At 62.7% G+C, this 16,607-nt stretch carries 19 protein-coding genes and 2 tRNA genes; all 21 read left to right on the top strand.

Going from position 1 to position 16,607, the window contains the following annotated elements:
- Nucleotides 1-43 precede the first annotated feature (43 nt).
- The 21 genes from cpaB (at nt 44) to AAAX72_RS05560 (ending at nt 16,562) form a co-directional block, all read left to right on the top strand.
- Nucleotides 44-703 (top strand): Flp pilus assembly protein CpaB, encoded by a 660-nt coding sequence (gene cpaB, locus AAAX72_RS05660; RefSeq protein ID WP_349129465.1) that lies wholly within the window; start codon nt 44-46, stop codon nt 701-703.
- Entirely contained in the window at nt 703-2,346 is a 1,644-nt protein-coding gene (locus AAAX72_RS05655; protein WP_349129464.1) for a P-loop NTPase, read from the top strand. Before cpaB ends, AAAX72_RS05655 begins: the two co-directional genes overlap by 1 nt.
- Nucleotides 2,343-3,671: a CpaF family protein gene (locus tag AAAX72_RS05650; RefSeq protein ID WP_349129463.1), complete on the top strand. Its 1,329-nt coding sequence runs from the start codon at nt 2,343-2,345 to the stop codon at nt 3,669-3,671. Before AAAX72_RS05655 ends, AAAX72_RS05650 begins: the two co-directional genes overlap by 4 nt.
- Complete coding sequence (locus AAAX72_RS05645) at nt 3,644-4,570, top strand: type II secretion system F family protein (RefSeq protein WP_349129462.1); 927 nt, start codon at nt 3,644-3,646, stop codon at nt 4,568-4,570. The genes AAAX72_RS05650 and AAAX72_RS05645 overlap by 28 nt, the downstream gene beginning before the upstream one ends.
- A complete protein-coding gene (locus AAAX72_RS05640) occupies nt 4,567-5,208 on the top strand; it encodes a type II secretion system F family protein (RefSeq protein ID WP_349129460.1) in 642 nt (213 codons plus the stop codon). The genes AAAX72_RS05645 and AAAX72_RS05640 overlap by 4 nt, the downstream gene beginning before the upstream one ends.
- A gap of 10 nt (nt 5,209-5,218) precedes the next feature.
- Nucleotides 5,219-5,452, top strand: coding sequence for a hypothetical protein (locus tag AAAX72_RS05635; RefSeq protein ID WP_117770508.1), 234 nt, complete (start codon nt 5,219-5,221; stop codon nt 5,450-5,452).
- Nucleotides 5,416-5,976 (top strand): hypothetical protein, encoded by a 561-nt coding sequence (locus AAAX72_RS05630; RefSeq protein WP_349129459.1) that lies wholly within the window; start codon nt 5,416-5,418, stop codon nt 5,974-5,976. The genes AAAX72_RS05635 and AAAX72_RS05630 overlap by 37 nt, the downstream gene beginning before the upstream one ends.
- Before the next feature lies 1 nt (nt 5,977).
- A complete protein-coding gene (locus tag AAAX72_RS05625; RefSeq protein WP_349129458.1) occupies nt 5,978-6,196 on the top strand; it encodes a hypothetical protein in 219 nt (72 codons plus the stop codon).
- A complete protein-coding gene (locus tag AAAX72_RS05620; protein ID WP_349129457.1) occupies nt 6,171-6,671 on the top strand; it encodes a TadE family protein in 501 nt (166 codons plus the stop codon). The genes AAAX72_RS05625 and AAAX72_RS05620 overlap by 26 nt, the downstream gene beginning before the upstream one ends.
- Complete coding sequence (locus AAAX72_RS05615; RefSeq protein WP_349129456.1) at nt 6,643-8,808, top strand: hypothetical protein; 2,166 nt, start codon at nt 6,643-6,645, stop codon at nt 8,806-8,808. The genes AAAX72_RS05620 and AAAX72_RS05615 overlap by 29 nt, the downstream gene beginning before the upstream one ends.
- Nucleotides 8,808-9,284, top strand: a complete 477-nt coding sequence (locus AAAX72_RS05610) for a hypothetical protein (RefSeq protein WP_349129455.1) — start codon at nt 8,808-8,810, stop codon at nt 9,282-9,284. Before AAAX72_RS05615 ends, AAAX72_RS05610 begins: the two co-directional genes overlap by 1 nt.
- Nucleotides 9,281-9,640, top strand: coding sequence for a DUF192 domain-containing protein (locus tag AAAX72_RS05605; protein WP_233504671.1), 360 nt, complete (start codon nt 9,281-9,283; stop codon nt 9,638-9,640). Before AAAX72_RS05610 ends, AAAX72_RS05605 begins: the two co-directional genes overlap by 4 nt.
- Nucleotides 9,641-9,698: 58 nt before the next feature.
- Nucleotides 9,699-9,965, top strand: a complete 267-nt coding sequence (locus tag AAAX72_RS05600) for a hypothetical protein (protein ID WP_349129454.1) — start codon at nt 9,699-9,701, stop codon at nt 9,963-9,965.
- Complete coding sequence (locus AAAX72_RS05595; protein ID WP_349129453.1) at nt 9,965-10,249, top strand: ribbon-helix-helix domain-containing protein; 285 nt, start codon at nt 9,965-9,967, stop codon at nt 10,247-10,249. Before AAAX72_RS05600 ends, AAAX72_RS05595 begins: the two co-directional genes overlap by 1 nt.
- Nucleotides 10,250-10,384: 135 nt before the next feature.
- Nucleotides 10,385-10,457 (top strand) — tRNA-Phe (locus AAAX72_RS05590).
- A 480-nt stretch (nt 10,458-10,937) separates the two neighbouring features.
- On the top strand, nt 10,938-11,999 hold the full coding sequence (locus AAAX72_RS05585) for a cellulase family glycosylhydrolase (RefSeq protein WP_349129452.1): 1,062 nt from the start codon (nt 10,938-10,940) through the stop codon (nt 11,997-11,999).
- Nucleotides 12,000-12,005: 6 nt separating this feature from the next.
- Entirely contained in the window at nt 12,006-12,884 is an 879-nt protein-coding gene (gene rsmI, locus AAAX72_RS05580; RefSeq protein WP_349129451.1) for a 16S rRNA (cytidine(1402)-2'-O)-methyltransferase, read from the top strand.
- 53 nt (nt 12,885-12,937) lie between these two features.
- The gene (metG, locus tag AAAX72_RS05575; RefSeq protein WP_349129498.1) at nt 12,938-14,554 is read left to right on the top strand and encodes a methionine--tRNA ligase; all 1,617 of its coding nucleotides are present in this window, start codon (nt 12,938-12,940) and stop codon (nt 14,552-14,554) included.
- 110 nt (nt 14,555-14,664) lie between these two features.
- Nucleotides 14,665-15,525 carry a 16S rRNA (adenine(1518)-N(6)/adenine(1519)-N(6))-dimethyltransferase RsmA gene (rsmA, locus tag AAAX72_RS05570; RefSeq protein WP_349129450.1) on the top strand — a complete coding sequence of 287 codons (861 nt, stop codon included), beginning with the start codon at nt 14,665-14,667 and terminating at the stop codon, nt 15,523-15,525.
- Nucleotides 15,515-16,432 (top strand): TatD family hydrolase, encoded by a 918-nt coding sequence (locus AAAX72_RS05565; RefSeq protein ID WP_349129449.1) that lies wholly within the window; start codon nt 15,515-15,517, stop codon nt 16,430-16,432. Before rsmA ends, AAAX72_RS05565 begins: the two co-directional genes overlap by 11 nt.
- A 43-nt stretch (nt 16,433-16,475) precedes the next feature.
- Nucleotides 16,476-16,562: transfer RNA gene (locus tag AAAX72_RS05560), tRNA-Leu, on the top strand.
- The last annotated feature ends 45 nt before the right edge of the window (nt 16,563-16,607 follow it).

Genomic DNA, 16,607 nt, shown 5'->3' with positions numbered 1-16,607 from the left:
GTGGTACGGGCATCCGCCCGGTGCTACCTTGAGAGGAGCGGCCGTGAACAAGAGCAAGCGCATCGCCATCAGTCTGATCGCGGGTGTGCTCGCCGCGCTGCTCTGCATGGTCTACGCATCGTCGATCCACTCGCAGGCCGAGCAGGCCCAGGCCGAGACGCTGGCCAAGTATGGCGGCGATCGCGTCGAGGTGTGCGTCGCGGCGCGTGATATCGATGCGGGCGAGACTCTCGACGAGACCAATGTCATAACCCAGGAATGGCTGGCGAGCCTGCTGCCGCGCGATGCGGCGACCGAGCTGCGCCAGGTGCGCGGCGACGTGACGACCTCGCGCATCCCTAAAAATGCCGTGATTTGCGATGTCTACACCAAGGCCGAAAGCCACACGCTCGAGGTGCCCAAAGGCAAGGTCGCCGTTTCGGTGGCGGTCGATGCCGAGCATTCGGTCGGGGGCGCCACGGGCGTGGGCAGCTACGTGGACGTGTACGTGCAAAAGGACGGCGTGACCGATCGGCTGTGCGGCGCGCGCGTGATCGATACCAGCGAAGTGGCCGGCGCCACGCGCGAAGGCAAGATCGAATGGGTGACGCTGGCGGCCGACCCCGAAGACGTTAAGGAATTGCTGGGGGCCTCGGGCAAGGGGACGGTCAGTTTGACGATTCCCGCCACGGTGCGCGGCAAAAAGAGTGGAGGCGACGAGTGATGAAGGCGATCTGGCTTGCATGCTGCGCGTGCGGTGATTACGGATTGCTGCAGCGGGAGGTCGAGGGTCGCGATGCGGGCGCGCAGGTGCTTCGCGTGGGCGACCTGGATGGGCTGGTGTCCATGGCGCGGGCGTTTCCGTCGCGTCGCGGGGCGGCGATTATCGCGGCGGCCCTGTTCGATGCCGAAGACGTGCGAAAGACCGTTGCGCGTCTGGCGGCCGAGGGCCGCGTGAGTCGCGTGGTCGTATTGATAGAGACGCTCGATCCTTCGGATATTGAGAGGCTGTTTCGCGCGGGGGCGACCGAGGTTATCGCTGCGCGCAGCATATGCGGCAACGGGCGCGCGGGCGAGGGAACGGTTGATTACGACCGGTGTCTGACGATTGAGCCCGATGCTTTTGTTGATAGGGAACCCGGGGCGCCTCGCGCTACAAGAGGCCCGCGTGTTGATGATTGTGGAAAAGCGGAAGCCGAGCATGGTCGGTGCCCCCGGGATCCCCTTGCATACGATGATGCCGGAGAGCCGGTGCTGTATGGCGAGGAGCTTCTGGCTGTAGATATGGGATACGTGCATGGCGTGAGCCTGGTCGATGAGCTCGACGAGGTTGAGGGGCTTGCCGGGAACGACAATGTTCGTGCCGATGCGGCCGTGAAGTCTCCAGACTCGGCCCCGCGGGCCGATCAACCTGCCATGCCGGCTTGGGCGCAGCATATGAGCGCTGCCGGGGAGACGGGAACGTTGCCGCCCGTGTCGGCGCCGCCTGCCCCCACGCCGCCGGCGGATGCCGCAGCCCCGTCGCATCGAGCCCCGGTTGTCTGCGCCGTCTCGGGTTCGGGCGGTTGCGGCAAGTCGACGATCGTCGCCACCATGGCGCACGCGGCGTCGCTGCTGGGCCTGCGTGCCGCCGTGCTCGACTTGGACCTGATGTTTGGAAACCTTCACGACCTGTTGGGTGCCGATGCCCCGCATGACATGGCGACGCTTATCGAGCCATCGGCTGCGGGTGCACTTGCCGAATCGGACATCGTGGCCGCCTCGATGCGTGTTGCCCCGGGCGTCACGCTTTGGGGCCCGGTCGCCGCGCCCGAACAGGCCGAGCTCATGGCGCGCCCGGTGGAGCTGCTGCTCGACGTCTTGCGCCGTGAATCCGACGTGGTGCTTGTCGACACCTCGGTCTTTTGGGGCGACGCCGTGGCGGCCGCAGTGGCGGCAAGCGACCGCTGCCTGGTCGTGGGCGATCCATCGGTGTCGTCTGCGACGTCCGCGGCGCGCGTCATCGAGCTGGCGAGCCGTGTGGGCGTGCCGCGTACGCGCATGAGCGCCGTGTTCAACCGGTTTGGCGCGCGCTGCGCCGACGAGGATGTCGCCATGCGCTTTGAGATTACCTGTGCGTTAAGCTCCAAGATCCGCATCGCCGACGGCGGGCAGGACTTGGCGGCGCTCATGGCATTCGGCCGTGCTGACGAAGCGGTGGGCCAGACCAGCGCTTTTGCCACCAGCGTGCGCGAAGCCACGCGCGAGATGCTCGTGGAGCTGGGCTGCGCCATCGGTCCCTGGAGTGACATGGTCACCGACCGCGCGACGCGCACCGAGCGCCCGCGCATCCGTCTTCCCTGGTCGCGCGAGGGTGATTCGCGATGAGCTTGCAAACAAGGATTAAGGCGGCCGGCGCGGCCGCGGCGACAGTGCCTGTTGACGCAGGGCGCCACCGTGCCGTCAAGCGCCGCACCAAGCGCGCCGTGATGGACCGCATGGGCTATGACGAGGTGGCGCGTATCAGCGCATACATCGATCCGGCGCGCGCCCGCTCGGAATTGCGTCCTGCGGTGGAGGCGGCGCTCAACGTGGAGGAGCCGGGCGACCTGGCGACGCCCGAGCGCGAGACCATCATCGATGAGATCCTGGACGACGTGGTGGGCCTGGGCCCGCTGCAGCCGCTCATCGAGGACGACACCGTCACCGAGATCATGGTCAACGGCTGCCGATCGGCTTTCTTTGAGCGCGGCGGCGTCTTATATCCCATCGAGCATGCGTTTGAGGATGACGAGCAAATCCGCGTGCTCATCGACCGCATCATCTCGCCGCTGGGCAGGCGCATCGACGAGCGCAGCCCCATTGTCAACGCTCGCCTCAAGACGGGCTATCGCGTCAACGCGGTGATTCCGCCTGTGGCGATCGATGGGCCGATCCTCACCATCCGCAAGTTCTCAGATCGCATCTGTTCGTTGGACGAGCTTGTGGGCCTGGGGTCGCTACCGCTTTGGTATGCACAGCTGCTGTCGTGCGCGGTATCGCTGCGTCAGGATCTGGCGGTTGCAGGTGGCACGGGGTCGGGCAAGACCACACTGCTCAACGCGCTATCGTGCGAAATATCCACCGGCGAGCGCATCGTGACGATCGAGGACTCCGCCGAGCTCAAGTTTGCGCATCACCCGCATGTGGTTCGCCTGGAGGCGCGCGAGGCTTCAATTGAGGGCGAGGGCGCGGTGACAATCCGCGACCTGGTGACCAACGCCCTGCGCATGCGTCCCGACCGCATCGTGGTGGGCGAGGTGCGCGGTGCGGAATGTTGCGACATGTTGCAGGCCATGAACACCGGGCACGATGGGTCGCTCACCACGCTTCATGCGGGCACCGAGCAGGAGACCGTGGTGCGTTTGACGCTGCTTGCGCGCTATGGCATCGACCTGCCGAGCGAGCTTATCGAGGAGCAGATTGCCATGGCGCTCGACGGCATCGTGATGTCCGAGCGCCATGCGGACGGCAGGCGTTTCGTGTCTTCCTATTCGGGGGTGCGACGCGGCGCGTCGGGTGGCGTGGAGCTTGAGCGCTACGTGACGTTCGATGCCGCCACGCGCACCTGGACGCTCGATCGCGAGCCTCCGTTTATCGCAGAGGGCCTGCGCTCGGGAACGCTCACGCAAGAGGAGGTGGACGAATGGAGATCGTTGTGCCCCTCGTCGTAGGGGGCTTAACGGGGCTTTCTGCCGCGGTGGCGTGCGGGGCGGAGCCTCGTGCGCCGCGCGTGCCGCCGGCGGAGCTGGCCCGTCATACGCTTGAGTCGGTGGCCGAGAAACTGCCGCGCGAGCTGGTAGAAAACGACCTGCTAAAAAAGACTGCCCGCTCCTGGGCGCTGCTGATTCCAGCACAACGCCTTGGCCTTGTCATCGAGGATGACGAGGCGCGCCTGGCATGCTTGCTGCTGTCGAGTGGCGCCTGCGGCATTGCCCTGGCTGTCGTATCGCTGTCGCCTATCGGCTTTGTCCTGGGGCTGCTCGCGCCGTTTGGCGTGGGCGCCGCTCGCGACACCTTCGACCGTCGCCGCGAGCAACACGATGTGGAAGAAGCCATGCCCGAAGCCTTTACGGCGCTCTCCATGTCGCTCGCCTCGGGTCATTCGCTGGCCCAGGGAATGAGGTTTGTGGGAACTCACGCACAAGAGCCGGTACATACCGAGTTTTTGCGCGTGGCGGCGGCGATCGACTGCGGCGTCTCGGCGACTGATGCGTTGGATGACCTACTCGACCGTATCGATGCCCCCGGCCTTTCGCTTGTCACTTTGGCGCTCAAGGTGTCGCAGCGAACCGGTGCCCCGCTCGCCGACCTGTTATCTGAGGCGTCGAACATGGTGGGGGAGCGCATTGAGCTCAAGCGCCGCTTGGACGTCAAGACATCGCAGGCTCGTATGTCGGCACACATGGTCTCGGCGATGCCGGCGGGTATGTGCGCGGTGCTGGCGCTGCTCTCGGCCGATTTTCGCCGCGGCCTTGCAACGCCGGCGGGTGCCGGTGCCGTGGTGCTGGGCCTTGCTCTCAACGCCGTCGCCCTGGTGGTCATCCGGCGCATTATGCGGGTGGAGCTATGAGCGTCTTGGTCGGGGCCGCGGCGTGCCTGTGCGCGCTCAGTGTGTTTGTCGCGACGGGGCTCAATCGTGCGGACGCATGCAAGATCGCCCAGGTCTGCAAACGCGAGGCGCTGCTGGTTGTTGCGGCTGCCTGCTCGGTAACCGATGCCCTGGTAGCACGGTTGAAGGGCATGCTCGGCACGGGTGGTACGGCGCAGGTGTCGCTTGGCGAGGTGTCCGAGATGATCGACGTGGTGCGTCTGGGGCTTTCGGCTGGCCTTTCGTTCGATGCGGCGCTTGAGGTTTTTTGCGCCAATCGCCGATCGACGTTGGCGCTCCGCCTTGAGCGAGCCTGCATGGCGTGGCAGGTGGGCGTGGGGACGCGCGAGGACGAGCTTCTGGCGGCCGCGCGCGATCTAGATGTGCGGGCACTCGAGACCTTTGCCATCACAGCAGGGCAGGCGCTTGCCCTCGGTGCCCCGCTTGCCGAGACGCTGGCGGCTCAAAGTCGCGAGATTCGCGCGGCGCATCGCGCTGCGGTCGAGCGCGAGATCGAGCGCGCGCCGGTCAAGCTGCTGATTCCCACCGGCACGCTCATCTTGCCGGCGTTGCTTCTGTCCATATTGGGCCCGCTGCTGGGAGCAGGCGGGATGATGTAGGGAGGAATACATGAATACGATGACTGACGTTGCTGGCAAGGTCTGGAGCTGGGCGTTTTGCCAGTCAATTCACGCTCGCCAGCGTGCCGAGGAACTGCTGCGGGAGGAGAGCGCGCAGGGCACCACCGAGTACGCCATCCTGGTCGGTGTGCTCGTGGTGATCGCCATCATTGCCATCGTCGCATTTAAGGGCAAGGTCCAAGATCTATGGAGCGCTATCAGCGAGGGCATCAACAGCCTGTAGAGGGCGCCCGTCCCGTCGGCGCGTTGCTGGTGCTCGCTTGTGCGGTCGTGGCGGTGGCGGTGGCGGTTTGGGGGCTTAACGCAGCACGGCAACAACGTTTAGGGGTTGCCGCGGATACGGGCTCGGGTTCGGCGGCGTCTCAAAAAGACGATGCGCGAGACGCGGACGATGCGAATGCCGCCATCACGGCGCAAACGTTCTTGCAAGCACTCGACGAGCGAGCGGACGCTGCAACGGGTTCATCTGCAAACAATGCTGTCGCTGTTCGTCTCGCATGGTCCGAATGCCGACCGATGACCGAAGCGGCGGCAGATATGCTGCGCGCCTATCGCGAGGTGCCCACGGCGCAACTTGCTCTGAGCGGTTATCTCGACATCAAGGGCAACGTGTGGGGCGCCATCGTGCGTGACGGACGCGGCTGGGTCGATATGGTGACGGTTGCCGCGGATGCTGGTGATACTTCGTGTCGCCTGCGCGTGGTCCGCCTGACCCCGCAGACAACGAACTCAAAGGAGGGGTCGTGAAATGCATGATGTCCTGCGTGAGGAATCTGCCCAGGCAACGGTCGAATACGCCATCGTCACGGTGGCGCTGCTTTCCATTGTGCTGGCGATCGCCGGGCTCTGGCGTGCCGGTACCGATGGGCGCTTGGCGGCGCTGGTCGAGCGGGCGGCGTCTCACGGCGTCACCTCGACATCGGTTGTCGACGCTGCTGCGGGTGCTAAGGACATCGTGCTGTATTGACATTACGCGCGAGGACCGGGCGCAGTCTGCGGTCGAGGCGGCATTTCTACTGCCGACGTTTTTGACGCTCGTCCTGCTGGCGCTGCAGCCGGTGTGCCTGCTCTATACACGCGCAGTCATGGAGTCTGCCGCCGCCGAGACCGCGCGGCTCATGACCACGACGACGGTGGGGAATGACGAGGATATTAAGGAGTTCGCCCGCCGCCGTCTTGCCGCGGTTCCCGACGTTTCGATTTTTCATGCCGGCGGGCCCCTGTCGTGGGATATCGAGCTTGGCCGGGCCGGCGCGGGCGGCGTCTCGTCCGTTTCCGTTACCGGTGAGGTTAAACCGCTGCCTGTGATCGGCGCGTTTGCGCAGGCTATGGGTAGTGCAGGCCAAAACGGCTATGTCGAGCTTAAGGTCGACGTCTCGTATCGATCGCGTCCCGAGTGGCTGGAGGGAGACTATGATTCATGGATTGCTGCATGGGATTAAGCGCTGCCTGTTGAAGGTGACGAGGGGGCTTGAGGGCCGTTGCCGACCGCGTGCTCGCCGCAAGCGAGGTGGCTTTATGGGTCGAGCCGGTATCGACCTGTTTATCGAAGACGGTGCCTACACCACGCTCTCCTCTGCGGTGGTCATCTTGGTGGTGCTCACGCTACTGTTTTCGTCGACGGCGGCGATATGGAGCATGTCGCGCGCGGGAGACACCCAGGTGGCTGCCGATAGCGGCGCGCTGGCAGGCGCCAATGTGGTGGCGTCCTACCATACGGCTGCGACGGTGGTGGATGCGAGCATTTTGAGTTTGGGCCTGGCGGGGTTTGCCACGATCGGCACCGGCTTGGTCGCCATCCTTATTCCGGGTGCCGAGCTTGCCGCGGGCGATATGGTCGACACGGGAATCGAGATCATTAAAACGCGCAACAAGTTTGCCAAAAGCGCCTCCAAGGGCTTGCAGAAAATCGAGACGGCTCTACCGTATCTGGTTGCCGCGCGAGCTACGCAGGCCGTGTCGGCGCAGGATACCGAGGGTGCGACCTATACCGGTACGGCGCTTGCCGTGCCCAGGACGTCCGAGTCGGATTTCGTTGCGCTCGAGGGTTCCGAGATCTCGACCGATGTGATTAAAGACACATCGAAAGATCTGGAACGCGCAGCAGATGAGTTGCAGAAGGCCTCGGAGGAGACGGCGAAAGCAAAAGAGCGTGCCTGGCTTGCGGATTGCGGCGGGTCGGATCCGGCTTCGGTCGGCAGCCGCTCATGCATGTGGGAACGCGCGAAGAGCCTGGCAAAGCTATCGGATATTGAGAATCCGCACAAAGCCTCGAGTATCACGTGGGAGCCGCAAGTGGCACTCGATCGCGCGAGGGCCTACTATCACCAGCGTCTGACAGGCGAAAAACCGCAGGGTTCAAGCGTCGAGATGAAGGCGGAGTCGGCGGCGCGCAAGGCGTTTTACACCTATGCGAGTACAGAGGTCAATCGTGCATATGTAACCGAGGGCGGAGATGAAGTCGCTTCCTATATCCCGCTGTTGCCGCGCAACACTGACGAGGTACGAGCGACGGAACTCTATACCGATGCGGCGTGGCCAACCAGTACCAACGATGGCAAAACGTATCTGCATTATGGAACGAGCTGCCCCAACTATAAGAAAGGGACGCCAGGCGGGCTAGCCTCGGTCGCTGCTTATGACGGGCAGGACAAATGCAACAGATGCCATTTTGGTGTTTCGTCGCTCGGCGCCGTTGCGGCTCCTTCGACTTCTATCGAAAACGGCTTCGAGTACCACTTTGATCGATTCAAAGACGCCCTGGAGAAATACGTCGAATGCCGCAACAAAGAGCTCGAGCTCATGCGCCAGACCGAGGACGAGGCTGACCGTGCGGGCAATGCGTTTGACGAGGCCATTAAAGCGCTTTCGGGCGAGCGCCCGCGTATCGCTCCGCCCGGTCGCAACGGCGTGGTTGCCTTTGCGGTTTCGGGTGCCATCTCGAGCCCCGATGAGCTCAACTCTTCGTTTAACACGACAGTCAGGCTTGGCGATCGCGGCGCGATCTCTGCTGCGGTGCTGGCGCCCGATGACGCGACGGCGCAGAACAACGTTCTCTCGCGGTTTTTCTCGACGCTGGAGGAGCGTTCGGGTGGCGTTGCCGGTGTACTCGATGGCGTCATGGATGTTTGGGGACGGCTTCTTGTGGGATACGGAGACATCCAGGGCTCGGCCGACGAGCTTATGGATGAGATGATCGATGACCTGGGAGGGAACAGCGGCGCGCTGGGCTCCATTGCGTCGTGGCTCGGCGATACCGTTTCGGCGTCCGTGGCGGCGCTGGGCTTGGAGCCGTGCGACTTGCGCCTACGAAAGCCGGTACTGACCGACACCGCCAATGTCATCAAGAGCCCGGGGTCTGACATCACAGGTCTTTCTAAAGTGCAGGACAAGCTACGAAGTATTCCGCTGGGCGTGACCGACCCCAAGGCGCTTTGCGAGGCGCTGGAATATCAAGTCGAGCGCACTATCAGCGGTGCGGTGTTCACGCTAGCGGAGATTCCGCTGCCCGGCGGCGGTTCCATCCCACTTACCGTCGATGTTGCCACGCTGGCGGGTGCCCTGGGCGGTGGGTCGTAATGGGCATCCGCAAACGCCTGCGCGAGGAGCGCGCCCAGGCGACGGCCGAGATGGCCGTGGTCACGCCCGTCCTGCTGGTTCTGGCGCTTATCGTGTACAACGTCATGATCTTTGCCGGTGCGGTCGCACGCTTCGACCGCGTGGTGCCCGATATCGTGCTAGCGCACGCCGTGGCGCCGAGCGGGGAGGGCGATGGCAGCTCCATCGATTCCTCCGCGACCGTTCAGGCTCAGATCCAACATGCCATGGAAGGCTATGACTTGCAGATCGAGGTCTCGAGCAAACAGGGTGCGACGACATCGGATGGCGGTCTGCTTTCGCTTTCCGGCACGTTTAGGACCTATACCTGCACCATGCGCTACGAGCCGTGGCCGAGCTCGCTCAGCATCGCCGGCGTTTCGCTGGGGGCACCGGCGCAGTTGTCGCACGAGCGCGCAGTGACAGTCGATCCGTGGCGTCCGGGGGTGGTTATGTGACCGCGGCCTCATCCTACATTGCCTACGCGCGGGCGCTCAACAGGCTGGGTTGGACGCCTGCCGAGTTTGTGGTGGCGGAGTCGTTTGCCGTGCGCCTGCGCGGCATGCTGGGACGGTCTCCGATTGCCGCCAACGGGTTGCCGCTCGTCATGGCGTTCCCACGCTGCTCTTCGGTTCACACCTGCTTTATGGCCTATCCCATCGACATTGCCTTTATCGACCGCAACGGCGGCATCCTCGCGTGCTACGAAAACGTCCGTCCCTGGCGCATGTGTTCCTGTCCCGGTGCCTGGGCGGTACTGGAACGCCCTTCAATCCTCGCTACGCCTCCCGCCCTTCAACAAGTGCCGGCGTAGGAATTGGCGACAGCGGACTTTCGTCATACGAAATTGGGTAAGATGGAGGAGAAGATGCATGGATGTTGAGATCCATCCCAACGCCAAAAAACACTTGACGGAAAAGCAGGTGCTTGGTGCCTGGTTCGCGGTTACTGAGTGCATTCGCCGCGAGTCGGAGGATGAGCCGCCGAGATGGCTTGCCATTGGATGGCTTCCAGATGGTCGAAGTGTGGAACTTGTTGCGGTCGAACTAATTCGTGGACGGCTCATTGTTCATGCCCTGTCTCCGGTTCAGAAGAAATTCTGGCAAGAGATCGAGCGAGCTCGGCAGAGGGGTCGATGATGAGCAAGGCGTATACGGCTGCCAATGGTCAGGTTGTAACGGATGAAATGATTGACGCGTGGTGCGAGTCGTACGAGCATGGCGGGTTTCCGGACGGCGAGCATACCGTTGGGGGGATCATGCACGGGCGGCCTCCGCTCTCAAGCGAAGGGACGGCAACGCTATCGGTCAAGATTCCCCTAGGGATGAAGGAGGCGATTCGTCGTCGGGCGGCGGCTGAAGGGATGACGCCAAGTGAGTTTGCCCGTGCAGCCCTGAGCGAAAAACTTCTTTCGGCGGGTTGATGTCTCTAACGTGCTGTTCTATAGGGTTGGACTTGTGGCTGGCGCCGTGCTCAAAAACTTTTTTCAAATTCTCGGTTGACCGGAGCGCGTCCTTGGTTATACTAATCAAGCCTTGAAACAAGGCACACCTCAAATGGCTGGGTAGCTCAGTTGGTAGAGCAGAGGACTGAAAATCCTCGTGTCAGGGGTTCGATTCCCTTCCCCGCCACCTTGAATTGACTAGGACCTCTGCAAAGGGGTCCTTTTCTTTTATGTGGACCATGCACGGAATCGAACCCCGTGAGGGCGTGGAGCTGAGGAAACGCGCAAGCGTTTTCCAGCGTAGCTCGCAAGGCGCGCAAGCGCCGCAGCGGTCCGTCCGCGCAGCGCGCGGACGCGATTCCCTTCCCCGCCACCTTGAATTGACTAGGACCTCTGCAAAGGGGTCCTTTTCTTTTATGCGGACCCGCGGAAAGCGCATCCCATTATTGAGCGAAAGAATGGGATGCGCTTTCCGGCGCTTACTTCCGACGTGCGTGCACATCTCGGCGCACCAGCTCGTGCCCGCTCGCCCCAGACATTCCTCCCGCTTTTGCGCCACTTTACAGACCGTTCGGTCGTCTGTCCGCACGCGCGGGTATACTCAAAACGATACTTTTCCTATGCAATACGATGCAGGCTCGGCCTGCACGATCCGAAGGGGGCAGTGATGGAGAGGATACTCGGCGTTAATCTCTCTGGCTGGTTTATTCCCGAGCCTTGGGTGACCCCGTCGCTATACGCGGCGACCGGTGCATCCAACGCGGCCGAGCTGCAGGAGGCCATGGGCACCGCCGCCTATAACGAGCGCATGCGCCGTCATTACGAGACGTTTGTGAGCGAGGACGATTTCCGTCGCATGGCGCAGATCGGCCTCAACGCCGTGCGTCTGCCGGTGCCCTGGTATGCCTTTGGCTCGCAGGAGTCCGATGCGTCCTACATCTCGGTTGTCGACTACATCGACCGTGCAATTGAGTGGGCTGCCAAGTACGACATCCGCGTGCTGCTTGATCTAGCAACTGTGCCCGGTGGCCAGGGCGATTCCAACGATTCGCCCACCACGCCGGAGGCTGTCGCCGAGTGGCATTCGTCCACCAACGGTCGTCATGTCGCACTCGACGTGCTCGAGCGCTTGGCCGCTCGCTACGGCGAGGCCGAGAGCCTGCTGGGTATTGAGCTGCTGGATACGCCGCAGATGAGTGTCCGCAAGAGCCTCTTCACCATGACGGATGGCATTCCGGCGCACTACCTGCGCAACTTCTATCGCGATGCCTATGAGCTCGTCCGTTCGTATATGCCCGAGGATAAGATCGTCGTCTTCTCGTCGTCGGGGCATCCCGGCGAGTGGAAGCATTTTATGCGCGGCGCCAAGTACAAGAACGTCTACATGGACCTTCACCTGTACCATTACCGCGACGAGCATGCGCTCGACATCACGAGCCCCCGCGGGCTGACGACGGCGATTTCGCGTAACAAGCGCGAGCTTAAAGAAGCGATTTCAACTGGGTTCCCCGTGCTGGTGGGCGAATGGTCGGGCGCGGCGATCTTTGCCAACTCGTCGGTTACGCCCGAGGGCCGCAATGCCTACGAGCGCGTGTTTATCGCCAATCAGCTGGCTTCGTTTGCGCCGGCTGCCGGTTGGTTCTTCCAAACGTGGAAGACCGAGAAGCGCATTGCAGCATGGGACGCCCGCGCGGCGCTCGGTACGCTCGAGCGCGGCATGATTGAATAGGTTGATATGACGCAAAACAGCGCCCATACGGGCAAACTCTATGTGGTCGGCACACCCATCGGCAACTTGGGCGACCTGTCCCCGCGCGTTGGCGAGGCGTTTGCCGCCGCCGATGCCATCTGCTGCGAAGACACGCGTGTGACGTCAAAGCTGTTGATGCATCTGGGCATTTCCAAGCCGCTTGTCCGTTGCGACGAGAATGTGATCGCCAGCCGCGCCGCCGGCCTGGTCGACCGTCTGCTGGCGGGGGAGACCCTCGCCTTTGCCTCGGACGCCGGCATGCCGAGTGTGTCCGATCCCGGCCAGGCGCTGGTCGAGGCGGCGCGTGAGGCCGATGTGCCCGTTGAGGTTATCCCCGGGCCCTCTGCTTGCGTCACGGCGCTTGTTTCGTCCGGTATTCCCTGCGAGCATTTTTTCTTCGAGGGCTTTTTGGGCCGAAAGCACGGCGACCGCGTGCGCCGTTTGCAGCGCCTTGCCGTGGTACCTGGCGCACTCATCTTCTACGAGTCTCCACATCGCATCGTGGCGACGCTTGAGGCCGTGGCGGAGGTCTTTCCCCAGCGTGAGGTTGCCGTCTGCCGCGAACTCACCAAGCTGCACGAGGAAGTCTTGCGCGGGCCCGCCGCCCAGCTTGCCGAGGAGCTGCGTACTCGCGGCGAGGTAAAGGGCGAGATTGCGCTGGTCATCGCGCCGCCGAGCGAGGATGAGGAGGCCGGTGCCGTGCCGGTTGGCGCCGCGGCAGCGGATCCCGACGAGGCCCTGCGCGAGGATATCCGCGTCGCGCTTGAGGAGGGGGAGCCCGCCTCTGCGGTGGCCAAGCGCCTGTCTCAGAAGTATTCGCGCCGCAAGCGCGATGTCTATGCCATGGTGCTCGATATGCAATAGATGGAGGATATCCAGCCCTTGCGCTAGAATCATCCCCTGTATGCAACGTTTTTCTGGAGGACAACCCCATGGATCAAAGCAAGCCTTCGTTCTTTATCACGACGCCCATCTACTACGTCAACGCCGACCCGCACCTGGGCACGGCCTATTCCACCATCATCGCCGACGTTCAGGCCCGTTATCGTCGCTCCGCCGGCTATAACGTCAAGTTCCTGACCGGCATGGACGAGCACGGCGAGAAGGTCGCCGAGGCCGCAGCCAAGCATGGCATGACGCCGCAGGAGTGGACCGACAGCCAGGCCCCGCACTTCAAGGAGCTTTGGAGCAAGCTCGAGATTTCCAACGACGACTTCATCCGCACCACCGAGCCGCGCCAGCATCATGCCGTGCAGTACCTGTGGGAGCGCATGAAGGAGTCCGGTTACCTGTATAAGGGCAGCTACGACGGCTGGTATTGCGTGCCTGATGAGACCTACTTCACCGATACGCAGGTCCAGAAGGGCGACGAGGAGTACGGCAGCGTCGGCCAGCACCTGTGCCCCGACTGCCACCGTCCGCTTGAGCGCGTGCAGGAGGAGTCCTACTTCTTCAAGCTTTCCGCTTTCCAGGACAAGCTGCTCAAGCTCTATGACGAGCACCCCGACTTTGTCGAGCCTGCGTTCCGCATGAACGAGGTTCGCAGCTTTGTCGAGGGCGGCCTTAATGACCTTTCCGTGAGCCGCACGAGCTTTGATTGGGGCATCCAGGTTCCGTTTGACGAGGGCCACGTGACGTACGTGTGGTTCGATGCGCTGCTCAACTATATGACGGCCGTCGGCTACGGTGTCGACACCGACGAGGCGCGTGCCGAGCTGGCCTATCGCTGGCCCGCGCAGTTCCACATCGTGGGTAAGGACATCATCCGCTTCCACTGCGTCATTTGGCCCGCCATGCTCATGGCCATCGGCGAGGCCCTGCCCGAGCACGTCTTTGCCCACGGCTTCCTGACCGTGCGCAATGCCGAGACTGGCAAGGCCGAGAAGATGTCCAAGAGCCGCGGCAACGCCATCGCTCCGCAGGACGTTATCGACATGCTGGGCGTCGAGGGCTATCGCTACTACTTCATGACCGACGTCGTTCCCGGTACCGACGGCGCCATCAGCTTCGATCGCATGGAGCAGGTCTACAACGCCGACCTAGCCAACAGCTGGGGCAACCTCATCTCGCGTTCGCTCAACATGAGCGGCAAGTACTTTGACGGTTGCGCGCCCGCCAAGCCCGCATCGTTCGATGCGTTCGACAACCCGCTGGCAAAGATTGCCGATGGCCTGGTCGAGCGCTACATGGCCAAGATGGATGTGCTCGATTACGGCGGAGCCAAGGACGAGGTCATGGAGCTCATCCACGCCGCCAACCACTACATCGAGGACTCCGAGCCTTGGGCACTTGCCAAGGACGAGGCCAAGGCTGACGAGCTGGCATTTGTGATCTACAACCTGCTCGAGGCCATCCGCATTGCCGCTCACCTGCTGATGCCGCTCATGCCCCAGACTTCTGCCGAGGCCCTGCGCCGTCTGTCCTGTGAGGGCGAGGCCGCGAGTGACGACCTCAAGGGCATTTGCACTTGGGGCCTGCTTGCCGGCGGTCAGCCCGTCGAGAAGGGTGAGCCGCTGTTCCCGCGTCTGGCGTAGAGACCGCGCGAGCGCCATATCGGCAATTTGCTGTTTAGCTGTAAGGGCATGGCCGCCACGGTCCATGCCCTTTTGTTTCAAGACGCCGCCATCATGCTAAGGAGGCAACCATGACAACTTCGCCTTTGGCAAACCCCACGGCCACCAGGGAGCTGCTGGAGGAGTTTGGCCTTGCGACCAAGCATCGCCTGGGCCAGAACTTTCTAATCGACAATCATGTGATCGAGCGTATCTGCGAGCTTGCCGAGCTTGCAGGTGACGAGCGCGTACTCGAGGTGGGTCCGGGCGTTGGTACGCTCACGCTTGCGCTGCTGCAGGAGGCGGCGTGCGTTACGTCCATTGAGGCCGATCCTGAGCTCGAGCCGGTGCTCGACGCCCATGCCGCCGACTATGCCAACTTCCGCTTTATCATGGGCGACGCGCTCAAGGTGGGCTCGGAGCAGATTGAGCAGGCTGCGGGCGGTGAGCCGACGGTGTTTGTCGCGAACTTGCCCTATAACGTGGCTGCGACGATCATCCTGCAGTTCTTCCAGACGATGCCCGCGCTCAAGCGCGCCGTCGTCATGGTGCAAAAGGAGGTTGCCGATCGCATTGCCGCAGTGCCGGGCAACAAGACCTATGGCGGCTATACGGCAAAGCTCGGCCTGTATGCGCAGGTGACGGGTCGCTTTGAGGTGCCGCCGCGTTGCTTTATGCCGGCGCCGCACGTGGACTCGGCCGTCGTGCGTATCGACCGTGTTGACGGCGTGGTGCCCGAGGGGCTCGATCGCGAGTTCGTGGCTCGTGTGATCGACGCTGCGTTTGCCCAGCGCCGCAAAACCATTCGCAACTCCATGAGCGCCAACGGCTTTGCCAAGGACGTACTCGATGCCGCCTTTGAGGCTTGCGGTATCGCGCCCACTACGCGCGCCGAGACGCTTGATGTTGCCGACTTTGTCCGCCTGGCCCAGGAGCTAATCCATGATGCCTAATGCCGCACGCGTGACGTTTACCAAGAAAAAGAAGACGGTCGCCTGCCCCGTGCCCTTGGCACCGCTTGCCGACACGCATGCGCATCTGCTTTCGTTTTGGGGCAAAGAAGTGCCCGAGACGCTCATGCGCGCCAAAGCCGCGGGTGTCGACCTGTTGGTGACGATGTTCGACCCCATCGCTGACAAACGCAGTGTGACGGACTATAGCGACTGGCTGGTGCGCGAAATTCTGCCGATGCAGGATATCCCGCAGATCAAGTATCTTGCCGGCGTGCATCCGTATGGCGCGCCGGACTATACCGACGACGTTCACGCACAGGTCGTTGCCGCACTCGATGACCCCTTATGCGCCGGTATTGGCGAAATCGGCCTGGACTATCACATGGACTATGACGACGATATCGCGCCGGCACCCCATAACGTGCAGATTGACTGCATGGCGCGCCAGCTCGAGCTTGCCGTGCGCCGCAATGTGCCGGTGGAGCTGCACCTGCGTCACGAGGACACGGACCAGGAGCGCACCTCGCACGTGGACGCCTACAACGTGCTTCGAGAGGTGGGCGTGCCCCAGGCCGGTTGTGTGCTGCACTGCTTTGGCGAGGACCGCGCCACGATGGAGCGCTTTGTGGAGCTGGGCTGCTATATCGCCTATGGTGGCGCGGCCACCTTTAAGCGCAACGACGACGTGCGCGAGGCATTTGCGGCAACCCCACTCGATCGAATTTTGTTCGAGACGGATTGCCCGTATATGGCTCCGGAGCCCATCCGCGGTCTTGAATGCGAGCCCGCAATGATCTCCATTACGGCAAACGCGCTGGTTAACGACCGTGTCGATCGCACTGGTGAGGATGCCGAAACAATCGCGCAAGCCGCTTGGGAAAATGCCTGCAAACTTTTTCAAAAATAGTTCTTGCGTTCGTGGTGGCGCTCCGTTATTCTAATTCCTGCACGCGGGCGTGGCGGAATTGGCAGACGCGTACGGTTCAGGTCCGTATGGGGGCAACCCCATGAAGGTTCAAGTCCTTTCGCCCGCACCATTAAATGAAAGAGCTCCCAGCAATGGGAGCTTTTTTTGTTATGGG

Origin of the sequence: Collinsella sp. CLA-ER-H8 (assembly GCF_040092335.1) — a bacterium.
Taxonomy (GTDB): Bacteria; Actinomycetota; Coriobacteriia; order Coriobacteriales; family Coriobacteriaceae; genus Collinsella.
The sequence above is the reverse complement of the archived record's forward strand: the minus strand, read 5'-3'. Positions and strand labels throughout refer to the sequence as shown.